The sequence below is a fragment of the Variovorax sp. MPBD4-3 genome (assembly GCF_058809745.1).
In genome coordinates this window covers 24,188-39,608 of record NZ_JBXASW010000004.1, presented here as the reverse complement: position 1 = coordinate 39,608, position 15,421 = coordinate 24,188, and the positions used below count along the sequence as shown (strand labels likewise).

The 15,421-nt window shown below is 70.5% G+C and carries 13 protein-coding genes and 1 riboswitch; of the genes, 4 read left to right on the top strand and 9 right to left on the bottom strand.

The annotated features are described in order from the left end of the window. The 3 genes from AC1RVW_RS03270 to AC1RVW_RS03260 are packed head-to-tail and all read left to right on the top strand — an operon-like array spanning position 1 to position 2,599. A complete protein-coding gene (locus AC1RVW_RS03270) occupies positions 1 to 1,224 on the top strand; it encodes a GAF domain-containing sensor histidine kinase (protein ID WP_493197990.1) in 1,224 nt (407 codons plus the stop codon). Between the two features lie 6 nt (positions 1,225 to 1,230). Further along, the gene (locus tag AC1RVW_RS03265) at positions 1,231 to 2,100 is read left to right on the top strand and encodes a GNAT family N-acetyltransferase (protein WP_493197988.1); all 870 of its coding nucleotides are present in this window, start codon (positions 1,231 to 1,233) and stop codon (positions 2,098 to 2,100) included. A gap of 13 nt (positions 2,101 to 2,113) precedes the next feature. Next, positions 2,114 to 2,599: an SET domain-containing protein gene (locus AC1RVW_RS03260; protein WP_106934153.1), complete on the top strand. Its 486-nt coding sequence runs from the start codon at positions 2,114 to 2,116 to the stop codon at positions 2,597 to 2,599. A 17-nt stretch (positions 2,600 to 2,616) separates the two neighbouring features. Here AC1RVW_RS03260 and AC1RVW_RS03255 read toward each other — a convergent pair whose 3' ends face one another. The 9 genes from AC1RVW_RS03255 to AC1RVW_RS03215 form a co-directional block, all read right to left on the bottom strand. Next, the gene (locus AC1RVW_RS03255; protein WP_493197986.1) at positions 2,617 to 2,949 is read right to left on the bottom strand and encodes a DUF1090 family protein; all 333 of its coding nucleotides are present in this window, start codon (positions 2,947 to 2,949) and stop codon (positions 2,617 to 2,619) included. Between the two features lie 42 nt (positions 2,950 to 2,991). After that, positions 2,992 to 3,489: a vWA domain-containing protein gene (locus AC1RVW_RS03250; protein WP_493197984.1), complete on the bottom strand. Its 498-nt coding sequence runs from the start codon at positions 3,487 to 3,489 to the stop codon at positions 2,992 to 2,994. A gap of 140 nt (positions 3,490 to 3,629) precedes the next feature. After that, on the bottom strand, positions 3,630 to 4,709 hold the full coding sequence (locus tag AC1RVW_RS03245) for a magnesium chelatase ATPase subunit I (protein WP_493197982.1): 1,080 nt from the start codon (positions 4,707 to 4,709) through the stop codon (positions 3,630 to 3,632). Beyond that, positions 4,706 to 8,524 (bottom strand): cobaltochelatase subunit CobN, encoded by a 3,819-nt coding sequence (gene cobN / locus AC1RVW_RS03240; RefSeq protein ID WP_493197980.1) that lies wholly within the window; start codon positions 8,522 to 8,524, stop codon positions 4,706 to 4,708. The genes AC1RVW_RS03245 and cobN overlap by 4 nt, the downstream gene beginning before the upstream one ends. A gap of 28 nt (positions 8,525 to 8,552) precedes the next feature. After that, a complete protein-coding gene (cobW, locus tag AC1RVW_RS03235; protein ID WP_081269069.1) occupies positions 8,553 to 9,620 on the bottom strand; it encodes a cobalamin biosynthesis protein CobW in 1,068 nt (355 codons plus the stop codon). Between the two features lie 147 nt (positions 9,621 to 9,767). Beyond that, positions 9,768 to 10,445 (bottom strand): energy-coupling factor ABC transporter permease, encoded by a 678-nt coding sequence (locus tag AC1RVW_RS03230; RefSeq protein WP_493197978.1) that lies wholly within the window; start codon positions 10,443 to 10,445, stop codon positions 9,768 to 9,770. A gap of 46 nt (positions 10,446 to 10,491) precedes the next feature. After that, a complete protein-coding gene (locus tag AC1RVW_RS03225; RefSeq protein ID WP_106934146.1) occupies positions 10,492 to 12,027 on the bottom strand; it encodes a PepSY domain-containing protein in 1,536 nt (511 codons plus the stop codon). Between the two features lie 11 nt (positions 12,028 to 12,038). After that, positions 12,039 to 14,207 (bottom strand): TonB-dependent receptor, encoded by a 2,169-nt coding sequence (locus AC1RVW_RS03220; RefSeq protein ID WP_493197976.1) that lies wholly within the window; start codon positions 14,205 to 14,207, stop codon positions 12,039 to 12,041. A gap of 134 nt (positions 14,208 to 14,341) precedes the next feature. Then, positions 14,342 to 14,611: riboswitch (cobalamin riboswitch) on the bottom strand. Positions 14,612 to 14,650: 39 nt separating this feature from the next. Next, a complete protein-coding gene (locus AC1RVW_RS03215) occupies positions 14,651 to 14,878 on the bottom strand; it encodes a hypothetical protein (RefSeq protein WP_081269073.1) in 228 nt (75 codons plus the stop codon). 137 nt (positions 14,879 to 15,015) lie between these two features. Here AC1RVW_RS03215 and AC1RVW_RS03210 point away from each other — a divergent pair, with 137 nt between their 5' ends. After that, positions 15,016 to 15,420 carry a hypothetical protein gene (locus tag AC1RVW_RS03210; RefSeq protein ID WP_081269074.1) on the top strand — a complete coding sequence of 135 codons (405 nt, stop codon included), beginning with the start codon at positions 15,016 to 15,018 and terminating at the stop codon, positions 15,418 to 15,420. The last annotated feature ends 1 nt before the right edge of the window (position 15,421 follow it).

The following is a 15,421-nucleotide window of genomic DNA, read 5'->3' as shown; positions in this document are numbered from 1 at the left end:
TTGACCACATCGCCCGCCTCTTCCGCGCCTGTAGCAGCCGTCGATACCGACGAGGCCATCGCGCGGGACGTGGCCGCCATCGGCCGCATCAGCGCGGTGCCATCGCTGCTCAAGGTCATCTGCCAGCACACCGGCATGGGCTTCGCGGCCGTGGCCCGCGTGACGGACGGCACCTGGACCGCCTGCGCGGTGGAAGACAACATCCAGTTCGGCCTCAAGCCCGGCGGCCAGCTGGAGGTGCGGACCACGCTGTGCAGCGAGTCGCGCGCGGCGCGCCAGCCGGTGGTGATCGACAAGGCCAGCACCGACCCCGTCTACTTCGACCATCACACGCCGCGCCTGTACAACATCGAGAGCTACATCTCGGTGCCAATCATCCACACCAACGGCGACTACTTCGGCAACCTCTGCGCCATCGACCCGCGTCCGGCCCAGGTGTCGGAGCCGCGCGTTGTGGCCATGTTCACCGCCTTCGCCGACCTGATCGCGCGCCAGCTCGAGACCGAAGACCGCCAGGAACGCACCGAAACCGCCCTGCAATCGGCCCAGGCCACGGCCGAGCTGCGCGAGCAGTTCATCGCCGTGCTGGGGCACGACCTGCGCAACCCGCTGTCGTCGGTGGGCGCGGCGGCCGAGCTGCTGATCCGCCGGCAGGCCGAGCCCGACCTCGTGAAGCTGGGCACCCGGCTGAAGGCCAGCACGCGCCGCATGTCGGCGCTGATCGACGACGTGCTCGACTTCGCGCGCGTGCGGCTGGGCTCGGGCATGGGCCTGGAGATCCGCGAAGCCGCTTCGCTGGCCTCGGGGCTCAAGGACGTGATCGACGAAGTGCGCGCCGCCCATCCGGCGCTCGACATCCGCGACGAGATCTCCATCAGCAGCACCGTGCGCTGCGACCCGGGGCGCATCCAGCAGGTGCTGTCCAACCTGCTGGGCAATGCGGTCGCGCACGGCGCGCCCAACCAGCCGATCGTGGTGCGCGCCGAGGTGCGCAACGGCCAGCTGGAGCTTTCGGTGGCCAACGGCGGCGAGCCCATTCCGCCCGGCGACATCACCAGGATCTTCCAGCCCTACTGGCGCCCCGAGAACAGCAAGCCCGGCGGCGGCCTGGGGCTGGGCCTGTACATCTGCGCGGAAATCGTCGCGGCCCATGGCGGAACGCTGGAGGTCACCTCCTGCGCGGAAGACGGAACCTGTTTCGTGGCGAAGCTCCCGGTCGCCTGACACTTCATGCAGAACAGCAGCGGCATGGCGGTGGTCCCCGCCACGGACTTTTCTCACGGTGAACTCACCGCACTCTGGAACCGCGCCTACGAGGGCTACTTCGTGCCCGTCGCGTTCGACGAGCAGCGCTTCGAGCGCCACCTGCGGCGCGGCGACGTCGACCTCACGCTGTCGCGCGTGCTGGCGGTGGACGGCATGGCCTGCGGCATATCGCTGGTCGGCCGGCGCGGGCAGCGCGCGTACCTCGCGGGCTTCGGCATTGCGGATTCGCACCGGCGCCAAGGGCTGGCCGGGCAGTTGATCAAGTCGCAAGCCGCGGCCCTGTCGCATGCCGGCATCGCGCTGGCGGTTCTCGAAGTGATCGAGCAGAACCCGGCGCGCACGCTCTACCGGCGGGCCGGCTTCAAGGAGCTGCGCACGCTCGACGTGCGCGAATGGAGCTTCGAGAAGCATCGCCGGAAGGCCAGCACGCGGCCCGAACCCGCTGCGCTCCAGCAGCTGCACCACGCCTGCGCCGAGGTTTGCCGACCCACCTGGCGCCGCGAATGGCCGACCGTGCTCGACGCCCTGGTGCGCGAGCACGCCGTCGCGCTCGGCGTGTGGCGCGACGACACGCTGTGCGCCTACGCGGTGATGCCGCCGCCCGGCGATGGCCAGGGTGCGCTGCTCGACGCCGCGGCCCTCGACGAAACCGCCGCGCACGAATTGCTCGACGCCCTGGCCACCGCCCGCCCCGGCACCCGCTGGCGGCTGGTGGACGAGCCCGAGGGCAGCCCGCTGCTGCGCGCGGCCGGCGCGCGCGGCGCGGTTCCGGTCATCCGCCAGGTCGAAATGGCACTGACCTTGCATCAAGACAACGACGCCCCTCTCGCCTGACCCTCGCTCCCCCATGAAGCACCGCAAGCAAACCACATCGTCCACGCCTTTCGTCCGGGTCGGCCCCAGCGGCGTGCACGGCCTCGGCGCCTTCGCCACGCGCGACCTGCCGCCCGAAGCCTTCCTGGGCCTGTACGAAGGCCGCCGCTACACCAAGGCCGAGATCGCCACCAAGGTCTGGAACGACCAGCTCACCTACCTGTTCACGCTGTCGAACCACGAGACCATCGACGGCGCCAAGGGCGGCAACGCCACGCGGCACCTGAATCATTCGTGCGAGCCCAACTGCGAGGCGGTCGAGGAATACGACGAGGGCGGCGAGCTGGTGCTGAAGTTCCAGACGATCACGGCCGTGGACGCGGGCGACGAGTTGTTCATCGACTATTCGCTGACGGCGGACGACGGCTCGCCGCCCTCCAAGTACCCCTGCCACTGCGGTTCGGCGAACTGCCGGGGGACGATGCTGGCGCCCGAAGAGGCCGAGGCACCCGCCCCCTGAGCGTCCCGGCGCCGGCGTCAGGGCGACTCGCTCTTCAGCCTGCGCAGTTGCTCTTCGGTGCGGTCGAGCTCCAGGCGAAGCGCCCTGGCCTGCTGCTCCAGCCTGTCGATATGGGCAGCGCGGCTCTCGGCCGGCGCCGCGGCCTTGCATTGCGCCTGCAGCGCGCTCAAGGCCTCGGCAAGCTCCCGCCGCCGCAGCATCTGGCCCCGCGAACGCGCGAGATCGATATCGCGCTCCAGGACAGCCTCCTCGGCCTGGCAAGTGGCGCTGTCCGGCGGCACGGCGGGTTGTGCGAAGGCAGGCAGCGTCACGCTCGACACAAGGGCCAGGAAGAAGGTTTTGACGCTCATGCCGCACGGTAACGCAACGGCAGCAAAAAACACCGCTCAGCCCTACACGGCGAGGTAGCGCGCATCCCACCCCTCGGCGAGTTGCTTCGCGCGGTGCAGCGGCACGCGCGCCACCTCGAAATCGACCACGCATGCGACATCGGCGGCTTCGGGCCGCGCGGGGCTTTCGCTGCTGCGCCCGTCGGTCAGCAGCCACAGCCAGCGCTGCCGCGCGTCGCTCTTTGCGAGCAACTGCTCGGCGCGCTGCACGCCCAACGCCAGCGGCGTGCCGCCACCGGCGGCAATCGGCGCGACCCAGTCGTCGTTCCAGGCGCTGGCGCGGCGCGGCGGCAGGCGCAGTTCGACCACCTCGCCGGCAAAGCACAGCAGCGCGACATGGTCGCGGCGCTGGTAGGCCTCCTCCATCAACGCGAGCAGCAGGCCCTTGGCGCGCGCGAGGTTGCCGTCGTCGCGCATCGACGCCGAGCAGTCGAGCAGGAAGCAGTGCAGCGCGCCGCTGCGTGCCTCCCGCGGGCGGCGTCTCAGGTGTTCGGCGCGCAACTGGCCCGCACCGCGCGCCGCAAAAGTACGCGGCCAGTCGAAGGCCGTGCCCTGCGATGCGGCGCCATGCCATGCGTCCCTCTGCGTGCCCTGCCTCCGGTCACCCTGGCGCGCGCCAGCGGGTGCGGCGTCCCGGAGGCTCAGGCTTTTTTTGGCGCGGCCTGCGGGCGGGAAGCGATCAGCGGGCGCAGCGGTTTCACGCGCTCGATGCCGACGGGCTCGGGCGGCATGGCGCCCCAGTCTTCGTCGGCGGCACTGCTTGTGCCGGAGGCGCCGTTCGTCTCCGCGCCACGTGGCGCAGGTGCAGGCGCCGGGGCGGAGGTTTTGGCCGGCGGCGCGCCAGCGGCTTCCGGCTTGCGACGGTGCAGCAGCACCGCTTCGGCCGCGCGCCGCACGTGATCGGTGGTGATGGCTTCGGCGTCTTCCCACGCCGCGAGCGCTCGCGCCGAGCGCAGCATGACGAGGTCCGCGCGCAGGCCGTCCACGCCGGCCTCGATGCACAGCGCACCGACCGCGTCGTGCACCGCGTCCCCATAGGGCAGCGCCGAGCCGTCGGCCAGCCGCGCGCGGGCCCGCGCCAGCGCGTCCGACAGCTCGGCCTCCGCCTGCGCGTGCTTCGCGCGGAAGGCGGCCGGATCGGCATCGAACGCCAGCCGCGCGCGCACGATGGCCTGGCGTTCGGCCGCATCGTCGATGTTGCGCAGCTGCACGCACAGGCCGAAGCGGTCGAGCAGCTGGGGCCGCAGCGTGCCTTCTTCCGGATTCATGGTGCCGACCAGCACGAAGCGCGCGGCGTGACGGTGCGAGATGCCGTCGCGCTCGACCACGTTCACGCCGCTGGCCGCCGCGTCGAGCAGCGAATCGATCAGCGCATCGGGCAGCAGGTTGATTTCGTCCACGTACAGCACGCCGTCGTGCGCGCGCGCCAGCAGGCCGGGCGCGAACTTGAGTTCATGGCCGGCCAGCGCCTGGCCGAGGTCCAGGGTGCCGACGAGGCTTTCGAGGCTCGCGCCCAGCGGCAGCGTGACGAAGGGCGCGCCGGGCAGCAGTTCGGCCAGCGCCCGCGCGGCGGTGGTCTTGGCCGTGCCGCGCGGTCCTTCGATCAGCACGCCGCCCAGCGCGGGATCGACCGCGGCCAGCAGCAGCGCCTGCCGCAACTGCGGCTGCCCGGCGATCGCTGCAAACGGAAAAGGCAGCGGCATCGGGGCGGCTGTGGTCATCGGGGGGTTCCTTCCATCCGCTGCTCCTGGTCGAGCAGCAGGTTCTCCAATTGGGTGCGGTAGTCGCCGGGCGACTGCCAGAGGCCGCGCTGCATGGCTTCGAGCAGGCGGCTGAGCATGTCGTGCAGCGCGCGCGGATTGTGCTCGCTCACGAAATCGCGGGTGGCCTCGTCCAGCACGTAGGCGTCGGCCACCATCGCGTATTGGTGGTCGCCGACCACGCGCGCGGTGGCGTCGAAGCCGAACAGGTAGTCGACCGTGGCGGCCATCTCGAAGGCGCCCTTGTAGCCGTGGCGCTTCACGCCGTCGATCCACTTGGGGTTGACCACGCGCGAGCGGATGACGCGGCTGATTTCTTCCTTCAGCGTGCGCACGCGCGGCGCCTGCGGGTTGCCATGGTCGCCGTGGTACATGGCCGGCTGCCGGCCGCTCAGGTGGCGCACGGCGGCGGCCATGCCGCCCTGGAACTGGTAGTAGTCGTTGGAGTCGAGCAGGTCGTGCTCGCGGCTGTCCTGGTTCTGCATGACGACGTCCATGGCGCGCAGCCTGCGCACCAGCGCGCCGGCGGCCGGCACGCCGTCGCTGCCCTGCCCGTAGGCATGGGCGCTGCCGCCGACATAGGCCTTCGACAGGTCGTCGTCGGTCTGCCAGTCGCCGTGGTCGAACAGCGGCTGCAGGCCAGAGCCGTAGCTGCCCGGCGCCGAGCCGAACACGCGCCAGCCGGCCTGGGTGCGGGCGGCTTCGGGCGCCACGCCCTGCGCTTGCAGCGTGGCGGCTTCGCGCAGGATGCGCGCGCGGATCGGGTTGCGCTCGGCGTCTTCGTCTTCCTGTGCCGCGACGGCCTGCACGGCGGCGTCGAACATCTGCACCGCGTTGGGAAAGGCGTCGCGGAAGAAGCCCGAGATGCGCAACGTGACGTCGATGCGCGGGCGGCCCAGCCCCACCGTGGGCAGCACCTCGAAATCGACCACCCGCTGGCTGCCCGGCGCCCACTTCGGCCGAACGCCGATGAGCGCGAAGGCCTGTGCCAGATCGTCGCCGCCGGTGCGCATGGTGGCCGTGCCCCAGACCGACAGGCCCATCGCCACCGGGTAGTCGCCATGTTCCTGCATGTGGCGCTCGACCAGTTGCGCGGCCGACTTCAGGCCCAGCATCCAGGCCGTGGGCGTGGGAATGGCGCGGGTGTCGACCGCGTAGAAATTGCGCCCGGTCGGCAGCACATCGGGCCGGCCGCGCGAGGGTGAGCCGCTCGGGCCGGGCGGCACGAAGCGGCCCTGCAGGGCGCGCGAGAGCTGCAGCAGTTCCTGCGTGCCGCAGGCGTCGAGCGCGGGCGCCAGGCTGCGTTCGACGCGCCCGAGCACGGCCGCGGTGCGCGGCAGATCGGGCGGGCAATCGCGCGACTCGATCAGCCGCTGCGCGAGCAACTCCAGCCGCTCGCGCGTGTCGCCCTGGTGCCGCCACGCATCGGTGCTGACAGCCTGCAGCAGCGCGGGCCGGGCGCCCTGCCAGGGCCTGGCCGCGTCGATGTCCAGCGGATCGAAGCCTTCGCCGGGCAGCAGGTCGTTTGCCAGCGCGCCGAGCAGCCCCGCGTTCTCGCCCGCGCCTTCCGCGGCCGGATAGCGCGCGAGCGCCAGCAGCGTGTCGCGCCGCAGGCGGCCCGCGGGCGATGCGCCGAACACATGCAGCCCGTCGCGGATCTGCGTTTCCTTCAGCTCGCACAGGTAGGCATCGACACGGGCCAGCACCGCGTCGTCTTCCGCGCCCGGCATGCCCAGTTCCTCGACCAGGTGCTGCGCCCGCACCGCCGCGAGGATCTGCGCGCGCAGCACCTTGGCGCGGCGCGCATCGACCAGCAGCGCGTCGTAGTACTCGTCCACCTGGCGCTCCAGGTCTTGCAGCGGGCCGTGGTTCTCGGCGCGCGTGAGCGGCGGCATCAGGTGGTCGATGATGACCGCCTGCGTGCGCCGCTTGGCCTGCGCGCCCTCGCCCGGGTCGTTGACGATGAAGGGATACACGTTGGGCATCGGCCCCAGGACGGCGTCGGGCCAGCAGGCCTGCGACAGCGCGATGCTCTTGCCAGGCAGCCACTCGAGGTTGCCGTGCTTGCCGACATGCACCACGGCGTCGATGGCGAAGGCGTCGCGCAGCCAGAAGTAGAAGGCAAGGTAGCTGTGCGGCGGCACCAGCTCGGCGTCGTGGTAGCTCGCGTAGTCGGCCGCGCCCAGGGCGCCCAGCGCGCGCGCGGGCTGGATGCCGACGAACACCCGGCCCAGCCGCAGCCCCGCGATCATGAAGCGGCCCTGCCGCACCATCGGGTCTTGCTCGGGCGCGCCCCATCGGGCGTCGATGGCGTCGGCCATGCCTTCGGGCAGCGACGCGAGCCGCGCGCGGTAGTCGGCCAGCGCATAGCTTTGCCAGGCCGGGCGCGCGGCCCACTGCGCGGGGTCGTTGGCGATGCCTTCCTGCAGGCGGCGCATCAGCGCGTCGCCGTCTTCGGGCAACGCGGCGGGGTCGCCGAGCGCATAGCCCTCGGCCTGCATCGCGCGAAGGATGGCGATGACCGAAGCCGGCGTGTCGAGCCCCACGCCGCTGCCGATGCGGCCTTCGCTGCCGGGGTAGTTGGCCAGGATCAGCGCGACGCGCTTGTCGGCCGCGCCGAGCGCGCGCAGCCGGCACCAGCGCCGCGCCAGCTCGGCAACGAAAGCAACGCGGTCGGGCTCGGGCTGGTAGTTGACCACCTCGGTCTGCGTGAGTTCGCAGCGGTGCGACAGGCCCTTGAAGCTCACGGCGCGCGTGATGATGCGGCCGTCCATCTCGGGCAGCGCGATCTGCATCGCGATGTCGCGCGGGCGCAGGCCCTGGCTGTCGGCCAGCCAGTCTTCGCGGTTGCCGCCGCTCACGATCACCTGCAGCACGGGCGCGTCGCCGGCCAGCGCAAGGCTCTCGCCCTCTTCCTTCTGCGTGCCCTGCCCCAGCGCGGCGAAGGCGGTGGTGTTGAGCACGAGCTGCACGTCATGCGCGGCGCACAGCTCGCGCAGCGCCGACAGGCACAACGGGTCTTTCAGCGAATCGAGCGCAACGGGCAGCGTGTTCAGCCCCTCGGCGCTCAGCGCGGCGGCGATCGCGTCGAAGGCCACGGTGTTGCCCGACAGCAGGTGCGAGCGATAGAACACCAGCGCCACCACCGGCGCACCCGCGTGCCAGCTGGCGCGCAGGTCGTCGATGCCGGCCACCGTGTGCGCCGTGTCCATGCCGCGCGGCACATGCAGCGCGACCTGCGGCAGGCTGCGCGGCGGCAATGGCGCGTCTCCATGGCCGAGGCCGTGGAAGGCCACCGCGCGCAGGAACTGCAGCGCATTGCCCGCGCCGCCCGCGCGCATGTACTGCCAGAGCTGCCGGCCCACCGCGCGCGGCGCGGTGCCGCGCGCCAGCAGGTCTTCGTCTTCCTGCAGGTCGCCGGAGAACATCGCGAGCTGCTGGCCCTTGCGCTTCGCGAGCTTCTCCAACTGCTGCAGCCCGTAGGCCCAGGCTGATTCGGCCCCCAGGTGGTCGACCACCACCACGCGCGCATGCTGCAGCACCTCGTCGATGTACAGGTCGAGCGAGGCCGGCTGCTTCAGGTACATGAGGTTGGCCAGCCGCAGCGACGGGTAGCCGGGGTCGGTTTCGGCCAGCGCGGTGCGTGCGGCGGCCAGCAGTGCGAGCGTGGTGTCGGCCGAGCTGAGCACCACGATGTCGCCCGGCGTCTGGTCGAGGCGGGTGACGACGCCGTCGTCCTCGACGAAGCGTCCGGGCTGGGTGCTCAGCAGGTGCATGCGTTCAGGAGTTCAGGCCGTCAAACCGTCATGCGGCGACAGCAGCCGCCTCTTGCAGCGCCTTGCGCAGCGCCGCTTCGTCCAGGTCTTCGCCGATGAACACCAGCCGCGTGCGCTGCGCCTCGCCGTCGCGCCAGCGGCGGTCGAAGTGGTGGTCGAAGCGCCGGCCCACGCCCTGCACCAGCAGGCGCATCGGCTTGCCCGGCACGGCGACGAAGCCCTTCACGCGGTAGATGGTGTGCTGCTCGACCAGCTTGCCGAGCACGGCCAGCAGGCTGTCGCGGTCCACGGGCGGCAGCTCGATCACCAGCGAGTCGAACTCGTCGTGGTCGTGGTCTTCCTCGTGGTCGTGGTGGCTTTCGCGCAGGTGGATGGTGGCCTCGGCGGCGCGGCCCTGGCCCAGCAGCAGCGCGAGCGGCAGCCTGCCCTCGGTGGCGGCGACGATCTTCACCTCGGGCGGCAGTTCCTCGCGCACCAGGGCCTCGACCTTCGCGCGCGCGGCGTCGTCCATCAGGTCGGTCTTGTTGAGCACCACCAGGTCGGCGGCAGAGAGCTGGTCTTCGAACAGCTCGTGCAGCGGCGATTCGTGGTCGAGGTTGGGGTCGGCGCGGCGCGCTTCGTCCACGGCCTCGGGGTTCTCCGCGAACTGGCCCGACGCGGCGGCCGGGCCGTCGACCACGGTGACCACCGAGTCCACGGTGAAGATGTTGGCGATGTCGGGCCACTGGAAGGCCTGCACCAGCGGCTTGGGCAGTGCCAGGCCCGAGGTCTCGATGAGCACCGCGTCGAGGTCGCCGCGCCGCTCGGCCAGCTGCAGCATCACGGGCAGGAACTCTTCCTGCACGGTGCAGCAGACGCAGCCGTTGGCCAGCTCGTAGAGCGCGCCTTCGCGCTCGTTGCCTTCGTCGTCGCAGCCGATGCCGCAGCCGCGAAGAATCTCGCCGTCGATGCCGAGCTCGCCGAACTCATTGACGATCACCGCGATGCGGCGGCCTTCGGCGTTGCCGAGGATGTGGCGCAGCAGCGTGGTCTTGCCGCTGCCGAGGAAGCCCGTGACGATGGTGACGGGGATCTTGGCGTTGCTTGCTTGGGTCATTGGAGTGTTCGTTGGGGCGCCCGTGGCGGCCGGAGAGATGAACGGGCACCGGGCGGCAGCATGGGCGTTCCGGTGGCCATCACGAGAGGATCGGCGCCAGGCCCGCCAAGCGAGCCTGGAACCCGGGAAGAAGGAGAGCGCGGTGAATCAGACGCCGCCGTACAGGCGGCGCTCGACGAAGACCGAGCCTTGCAGGCGGCGCCAGCCCTTGGCGGCGGCCAGCACGCCCAGGTCGACCAGCGGCTCGACCAGCACCACCGTCATGTAGGCAGCCCCGAAGCTGGCGATCTGGCCGAGGTTCTCGAGCCCGGTGCCGCGGCCGTACAGCGCCCAGAAGCCGACCCACACCACGATGCCGCCCTGGTAGGCCACCGACAGCTTGAAAGCCTGCTGGTAGCTCAGGTCCACATAGGCCACGTTCTTCGGGATGATGCGGCGCGCCAGCGCGGCGGTCGCGAACAGCGGCACCAGCAGCGTGGTGACGTTCATGCCGTACTGCGCAATGTCCTGCGGCTCGAAGAACAGGCCCTGGATGAGCAGCCCGCCCGCCAGGCCGATGGCCGCGGGCGCCAGCCCGAACACCAGCAGCAGCGTGGTGCCGAGGATCAGGTGCACCTCGGACACGCCCACCGGGTGATGCGGCAACACCTCGAAGAAGCAGAACACCAGCGCCACGGCAACGGCGGAGCGCAGCACCAGTGCGGCAAGGCCGTCTTTCACCGCGGTTTCGATGGCCACCTTGCCTGTGTAGGCGAGTGCGGCAGCGGCCGTGGCATAGCTGAGAAAAATCTTGGTTCCGTCGACGAGACCTGGTTCGATGTGCATCGAGCACCTCCTGAAATGCACCGCAGTGCGAAAGTTGATTGTTGGTTCATGGACCTGCCTGCGCAAGCCCCTTCGAGGCCGCCGCCCGCCGTGGCTTGCGCCGCAGCCGGCGCCAGCCGATCACCACGCCGCTGGCCGAGGCTACCGCACCGACCACCGACAGCAGCCACATCACGACATCCCAGGCCGGCCGGTACTGGATGAGCCAGGGAAAGTCGAGGCTGTGCGCCGCGTTGAAGAGCCAGCGGCGCAGGCGCGAGTTGCTGTCGTTGCTGCCCGCCACCTGCCCGCTGGCCGGGTCGATGTAGACCCGGCTGCGCGCGGCGTCGTCGAACTGCAGGCGCCACACGGGCACGATGCGCTCGCGGTGGTGGCCGTACCAGTGGAAGTCTTCGCGCGTCTGGAGCACCGCCTCGGTGACACGGGCGCCGGGACGCAGCGCCGAAGCGGCGCGCACGATGTCGTCCCTGGCAATGGAAGCAGGCGCGCCGCTGGCGGCATCGACCACCCACGCGCGCACCTGCGCATCGCGCAACTGCAGCAGCGGCCGGCCGTCGAACCACAGCAGCATGGCCTCGCGCGGCGCGGCGGCGCCCCCGCCGTGCGGCAACGATGCCGGCGGCCAGGGGAACGGCGACACCCCAGCACCGCTGTAGCGGGCCATCGCCGCCGCGTCGCCCGGCCCGCGCTGGAACCAGCCGTTGGGGTTCATCGAGAGCCAGCCGCTGATGATCCAGGTCAGCACGAAAAAGCCGCCGATCAGCCCCGCGATGTGGTGCCAGGCCATCCACCCGCTGTACGGCGTGACCGATCCGCTGCGAAAACGCCTGCGCAGCCGCACACGCAGGATGCCGATGACGATGCCCGTCACCGCCGAGACGATGCACGCCGCCGACAGCCACACGACCACGTCGTGCCACAGGGGCGGGTCGGCGCGCAGCGGCGTGAAGTAGATCCAGTGCGGCACCGAGCCCAGCCAGTTCCAGAAGCGCTCGGAGCGGTTGCTGTCGCGCACCACTTCGCCGTTGCGCGAAGACACGTAAAGCTCGGTGCCGGCCGCGTCGCCAAGCTCGATGCGGTGCAGCGGGCGCAGCGGGTTCAGGCCCTGAGGCACGGTCCACTGGTCGCGCTCCAGCGTCTCGGCCCAGCGCGCGCCCGGCCGGCCCGAAAACGCGCGCGCGATGGCTTCGGCCTGCGCGGCATCGACCGGGCCCGGCACACGGCCGTCGCGCGCCGAGACCGTATGCCGGCCGCCGTGCGCATCGACGATGCGCCACACGGGCTGCGGATCGGTGCCGCCCTGCATCTCCAGCACCATGCGCCGGGGCGGCTGCGCGCGTGCGGCGGGCGGCAATGCATCGAGCGCGGCCGCGGGCGACACCGTTGCCTGCGAAAAGCGCAGCGGCCCCAGCCCGGCCAGCCGCTCGGCGTCCGTCAGGTTGGGATACCCCACGTACATCATCACCACGCCCGAGACGAACCACATGACGAACAGCAGGCAGCCGCCGATGCCCAGCCACCGGTGGGTCCAGTAGAGGCCGTGCCGGATGCGCGGCCAGGCGCGGCGCCATGCGGAAGTCATGCGTGGGTCGCTCAGAAATCGACCAGCGCCGAGAGTTCGAACGAACGCGGGCGGCCCAGCAGCCACTGGTTGCCGCCGTTCGAGAACGACACCGCATAGCGCCGGTCGGCCAGGTTGTAGGCGCGCAGCGCCAGCTTGAGCGAACGGTTCGCCTGCCAGCTGAGCGAAGCGTCGGCCACGGTGTACGAGCCGATCTTGCGCGAGTTGGCGGCGTCGACCTGGCGCGGGCCGACATGGCGCACGCCGAACGCGGCCTCCCACTGCGGCAGGAAGCGCCAGTTGAGCCACAGGTTGGCCGTCTGCTCGGGCACGCCGCTGGGCGTGTTGCCCGCGCGCGAGATCAGCCTGCCGCCGACCACTTCGTTGAAGTCGTCGTAGCGCGCGCGCAATCTGGCGATGTTGGCCTCGAGGTCCAGCGTGGGCGTGAGCGCCATGTCCAGCGTGGCCTCGATGCCCTCGGACGACTGCCGCCCGATCTGCTGCGTCTTGCCCGGGTCGCTCGCGTCGCGCGACAGCAGCTTGTTCTTCTCGATGCGGTAGGCCGCCACGGTCCAGGCGCCGCGGTTGTCGGCGAACTGGCGCTTGTAGCCGACCTCGACCTGCCGGCCGGTGCTGAGCTCGAACGGCACCTGCGTGGCCGAGGTGCTGATGAGCGAGGTCAGCGGATCGGCCGCGCGCGCCACCTGCGCATAGAAAGACTGCGACGCATCGGGCGCATACACCACGCCCAGGCGGCCGGTGGCGTACTCGAAGGTCTTGCCCAGATTGTTGGCCGCGTTCTGCAGGTCGGCGCGGGCGATCTTCGCGTGGTCCCAGCGCAGGCTGCCCACCACCGACCATTGGTCGTCGAAGGCCAGCTTGTCTTCGGTGAAGAAGGCGTAGGTGTCGGTCCTGGTCCGGTAGCGAGGCGTGTAGGCCACGGGCGAGACGTAGTAGCCCGGGTTGAAGACGAAGGGGTCCACCACCGATCGCCCGCCGTAGGGCGAATCGTTGGTGTGCTGGAAGTCGATGCGGTTCACGTCGAAGCCCACCAGCACCTGGTTGGCCAGGCCGAACAGGCCGTGCTTGAAGGTGGCGTCGGTGCGGTTGCCGATCTGCTCCTGGTCGTGGCCGATTTCCAGGTAGTCGCCGCGCGTCACGCGGCGCGTGGTGGCGCTGTAGGTGTAGGTCTCGCTGTTGCGCCAGTGGCGCTTGCTCTCCAGCCGGTAGAGCTGGTTGCGCACGGTGACCGAATCGTTCGGCGTCCACTGGGCGTCGAGGCGGGTCCACTTGTCGCGGTACTTGATCTCGGAATCGTCGAGGTTGTAGTTCTGGCGCAGCGTCTGGCTGCTCAGGCGGCCGTCGATCAGCGGCACGCCGTAGTAGCGCTGCGGCGACTGCCGGCCCTCGTCGTGCGAGAGCGTGAACTGCAGTTGCGGCGACACGTCGAGCCGCACCGCCGCGCCCACGGCCAGGCTCTCGGCCTGGCCGCGCTGCATGAAGCCGTCGGTCTGGCGGTGGCTGATGTCGAAGCGGTAGGAGAGCCTGTCATCGATCGCGCCGCCGCTGCCGAAAGCCACCTGGCGGGTGGCGTCGGAGCCTACGGTGAGCAGCGCCTGGTTCTGGATCGGCCCGCGCGTGGGCTTCCTGGGCACCACGTTGATCGCGCCGCCGATGGCGCCTTCGCCGTACATCACCGAGGCCGCGCCGCGCAGTATCTCGATGCGGTCGACCGACCAGGTGTCGAACGGGAAGGTGACGGTGCCCGCGCCCGCGTACAGCCGCGTGCCGTCGAACAGCTGCATCACCGAGCCGTGGCCCAGGAAGCCGCGCGCCGCCATCGCGGTGCCGCCGTTGCCGGGGCCGGGCGAACCGGTGATGCCGGTGGCGCGGGTGGCGGCATCGATCACCGAGACGTCGCCGCGTGCGCGGATGGTGTCGCCGTCCAGCACCTCGATGCTGGCCGGCGTTTCAAGTGGCGTCAGGCCCAAGCGGCTGCCGGTCTGCGTGGTCTCGTCGATGGCGAGCCGGGTGTGGCGGTCGGCCTCGACCTGCACCGGCGCCAGGCTCTGGCTGCCGTCGGCCTGCGCGAGGGCAGCGGCAGGCCCGAGGGCGAGCCCCAGCCCCAGTGAAATACCCGAAAGCCGCACGCGTTGCGGCGCGCCCGTGCGATCGCGCGATGGCGATGCCTGTCGGCTCATGTGATCTCTCCTCCGGCCCGCGTCCCCGCAGGCTCCTCTGTCCGAAAAAGGACGAGGCGGGAGAAGCGGAGGGGCGATGACGGTCCAGGCGCGAGCGCGGAGGCGGCAGGCCCGGACACGCACTCCCGCAGCGTCCGAAGGCGGTTTCCAAGGCCGGTATCCGGGCTTGCGGAGCGCTCCGACGCGCGAAATGCGCATCGGAGCAGAAAGCCTCGCCTTCCCACGCCGAAGCGCAGTGGCCGCCGGCCTCTTCAAGGAGGCGCAGGCTTGAGGGTTCCCGATCCGCTGACCGTTGCGGGGGCAGCGCAGGAATGACCGGGTCGGCTATGACCCGGCGCACCTGCTTCCCGTTTAACCCCGGCGCCATGGCATGGCGGGCGGGGCACCTTCGAACCGTGTTGACTGGTTTGATTCGTGAGAATTAACAAACCAGAACCGCGAAATTATAAGTAGCCGCTATTGCCGTCGGGTCCGAACAGGCGCCGCATCACCGCCACGCCGGCCACCAAGGCGTTCGAGTAGCTGGCGTAGGGCTCGAGCGCCGCTTCCAGCGGCTCGTAGAAGTGGGAGGCGTCTCCGGGCTCTCCGGCGACCGCTTCCATCAGCACCCAGTAGAACTCCCCTTTTTCCAGCTCATGGACAGTGAGCGCGATGTTTCTCTGTGTGTGCATGGAATGGATTGGGCAGTGCTTATTGGTGAATGGGTGGAGGCCAAGGCCGGTTGACAGCTTCCGGGCTTCTCCTACAGAGGGGATTCCCCGTGCAGCCTATGTTTTTATGTTTTGCACATGCACAAGCAGGAGACAGCATGAAGAACTTCACTCTCGAACCCGGCATGCGGGCGACCATCGGCGGAGCCTTCTATCCGACCGGCTACTCGATGGTCATGTTTCCGGACGCGGAAGATGCCCAGCGCGTCGGCCGCGGCCTGATCGAGCAAGGCACCAGCGGCGACGACGTCTACCTGCTTCCCGCGCAAACCGTGCTCTCCCAGATCACGCCCACCGTGGAGACTGCCGACGACCCCTTGCCCTCCGCCGGCACCGAAGGCGCGACCGTGCGCGCATACACGAAGCTGGCGCGCGAAGGCCACACGGCGCTGCTGGTGAAGACCGAGGACAGCGAAGCGGCCGAGCAGCTCATGGTGCTGGTGCGCACCGTGCCCTACTCCATCGCGCAGCGCTACCGCACGCTGGTGATCGAAGACCTTTGAG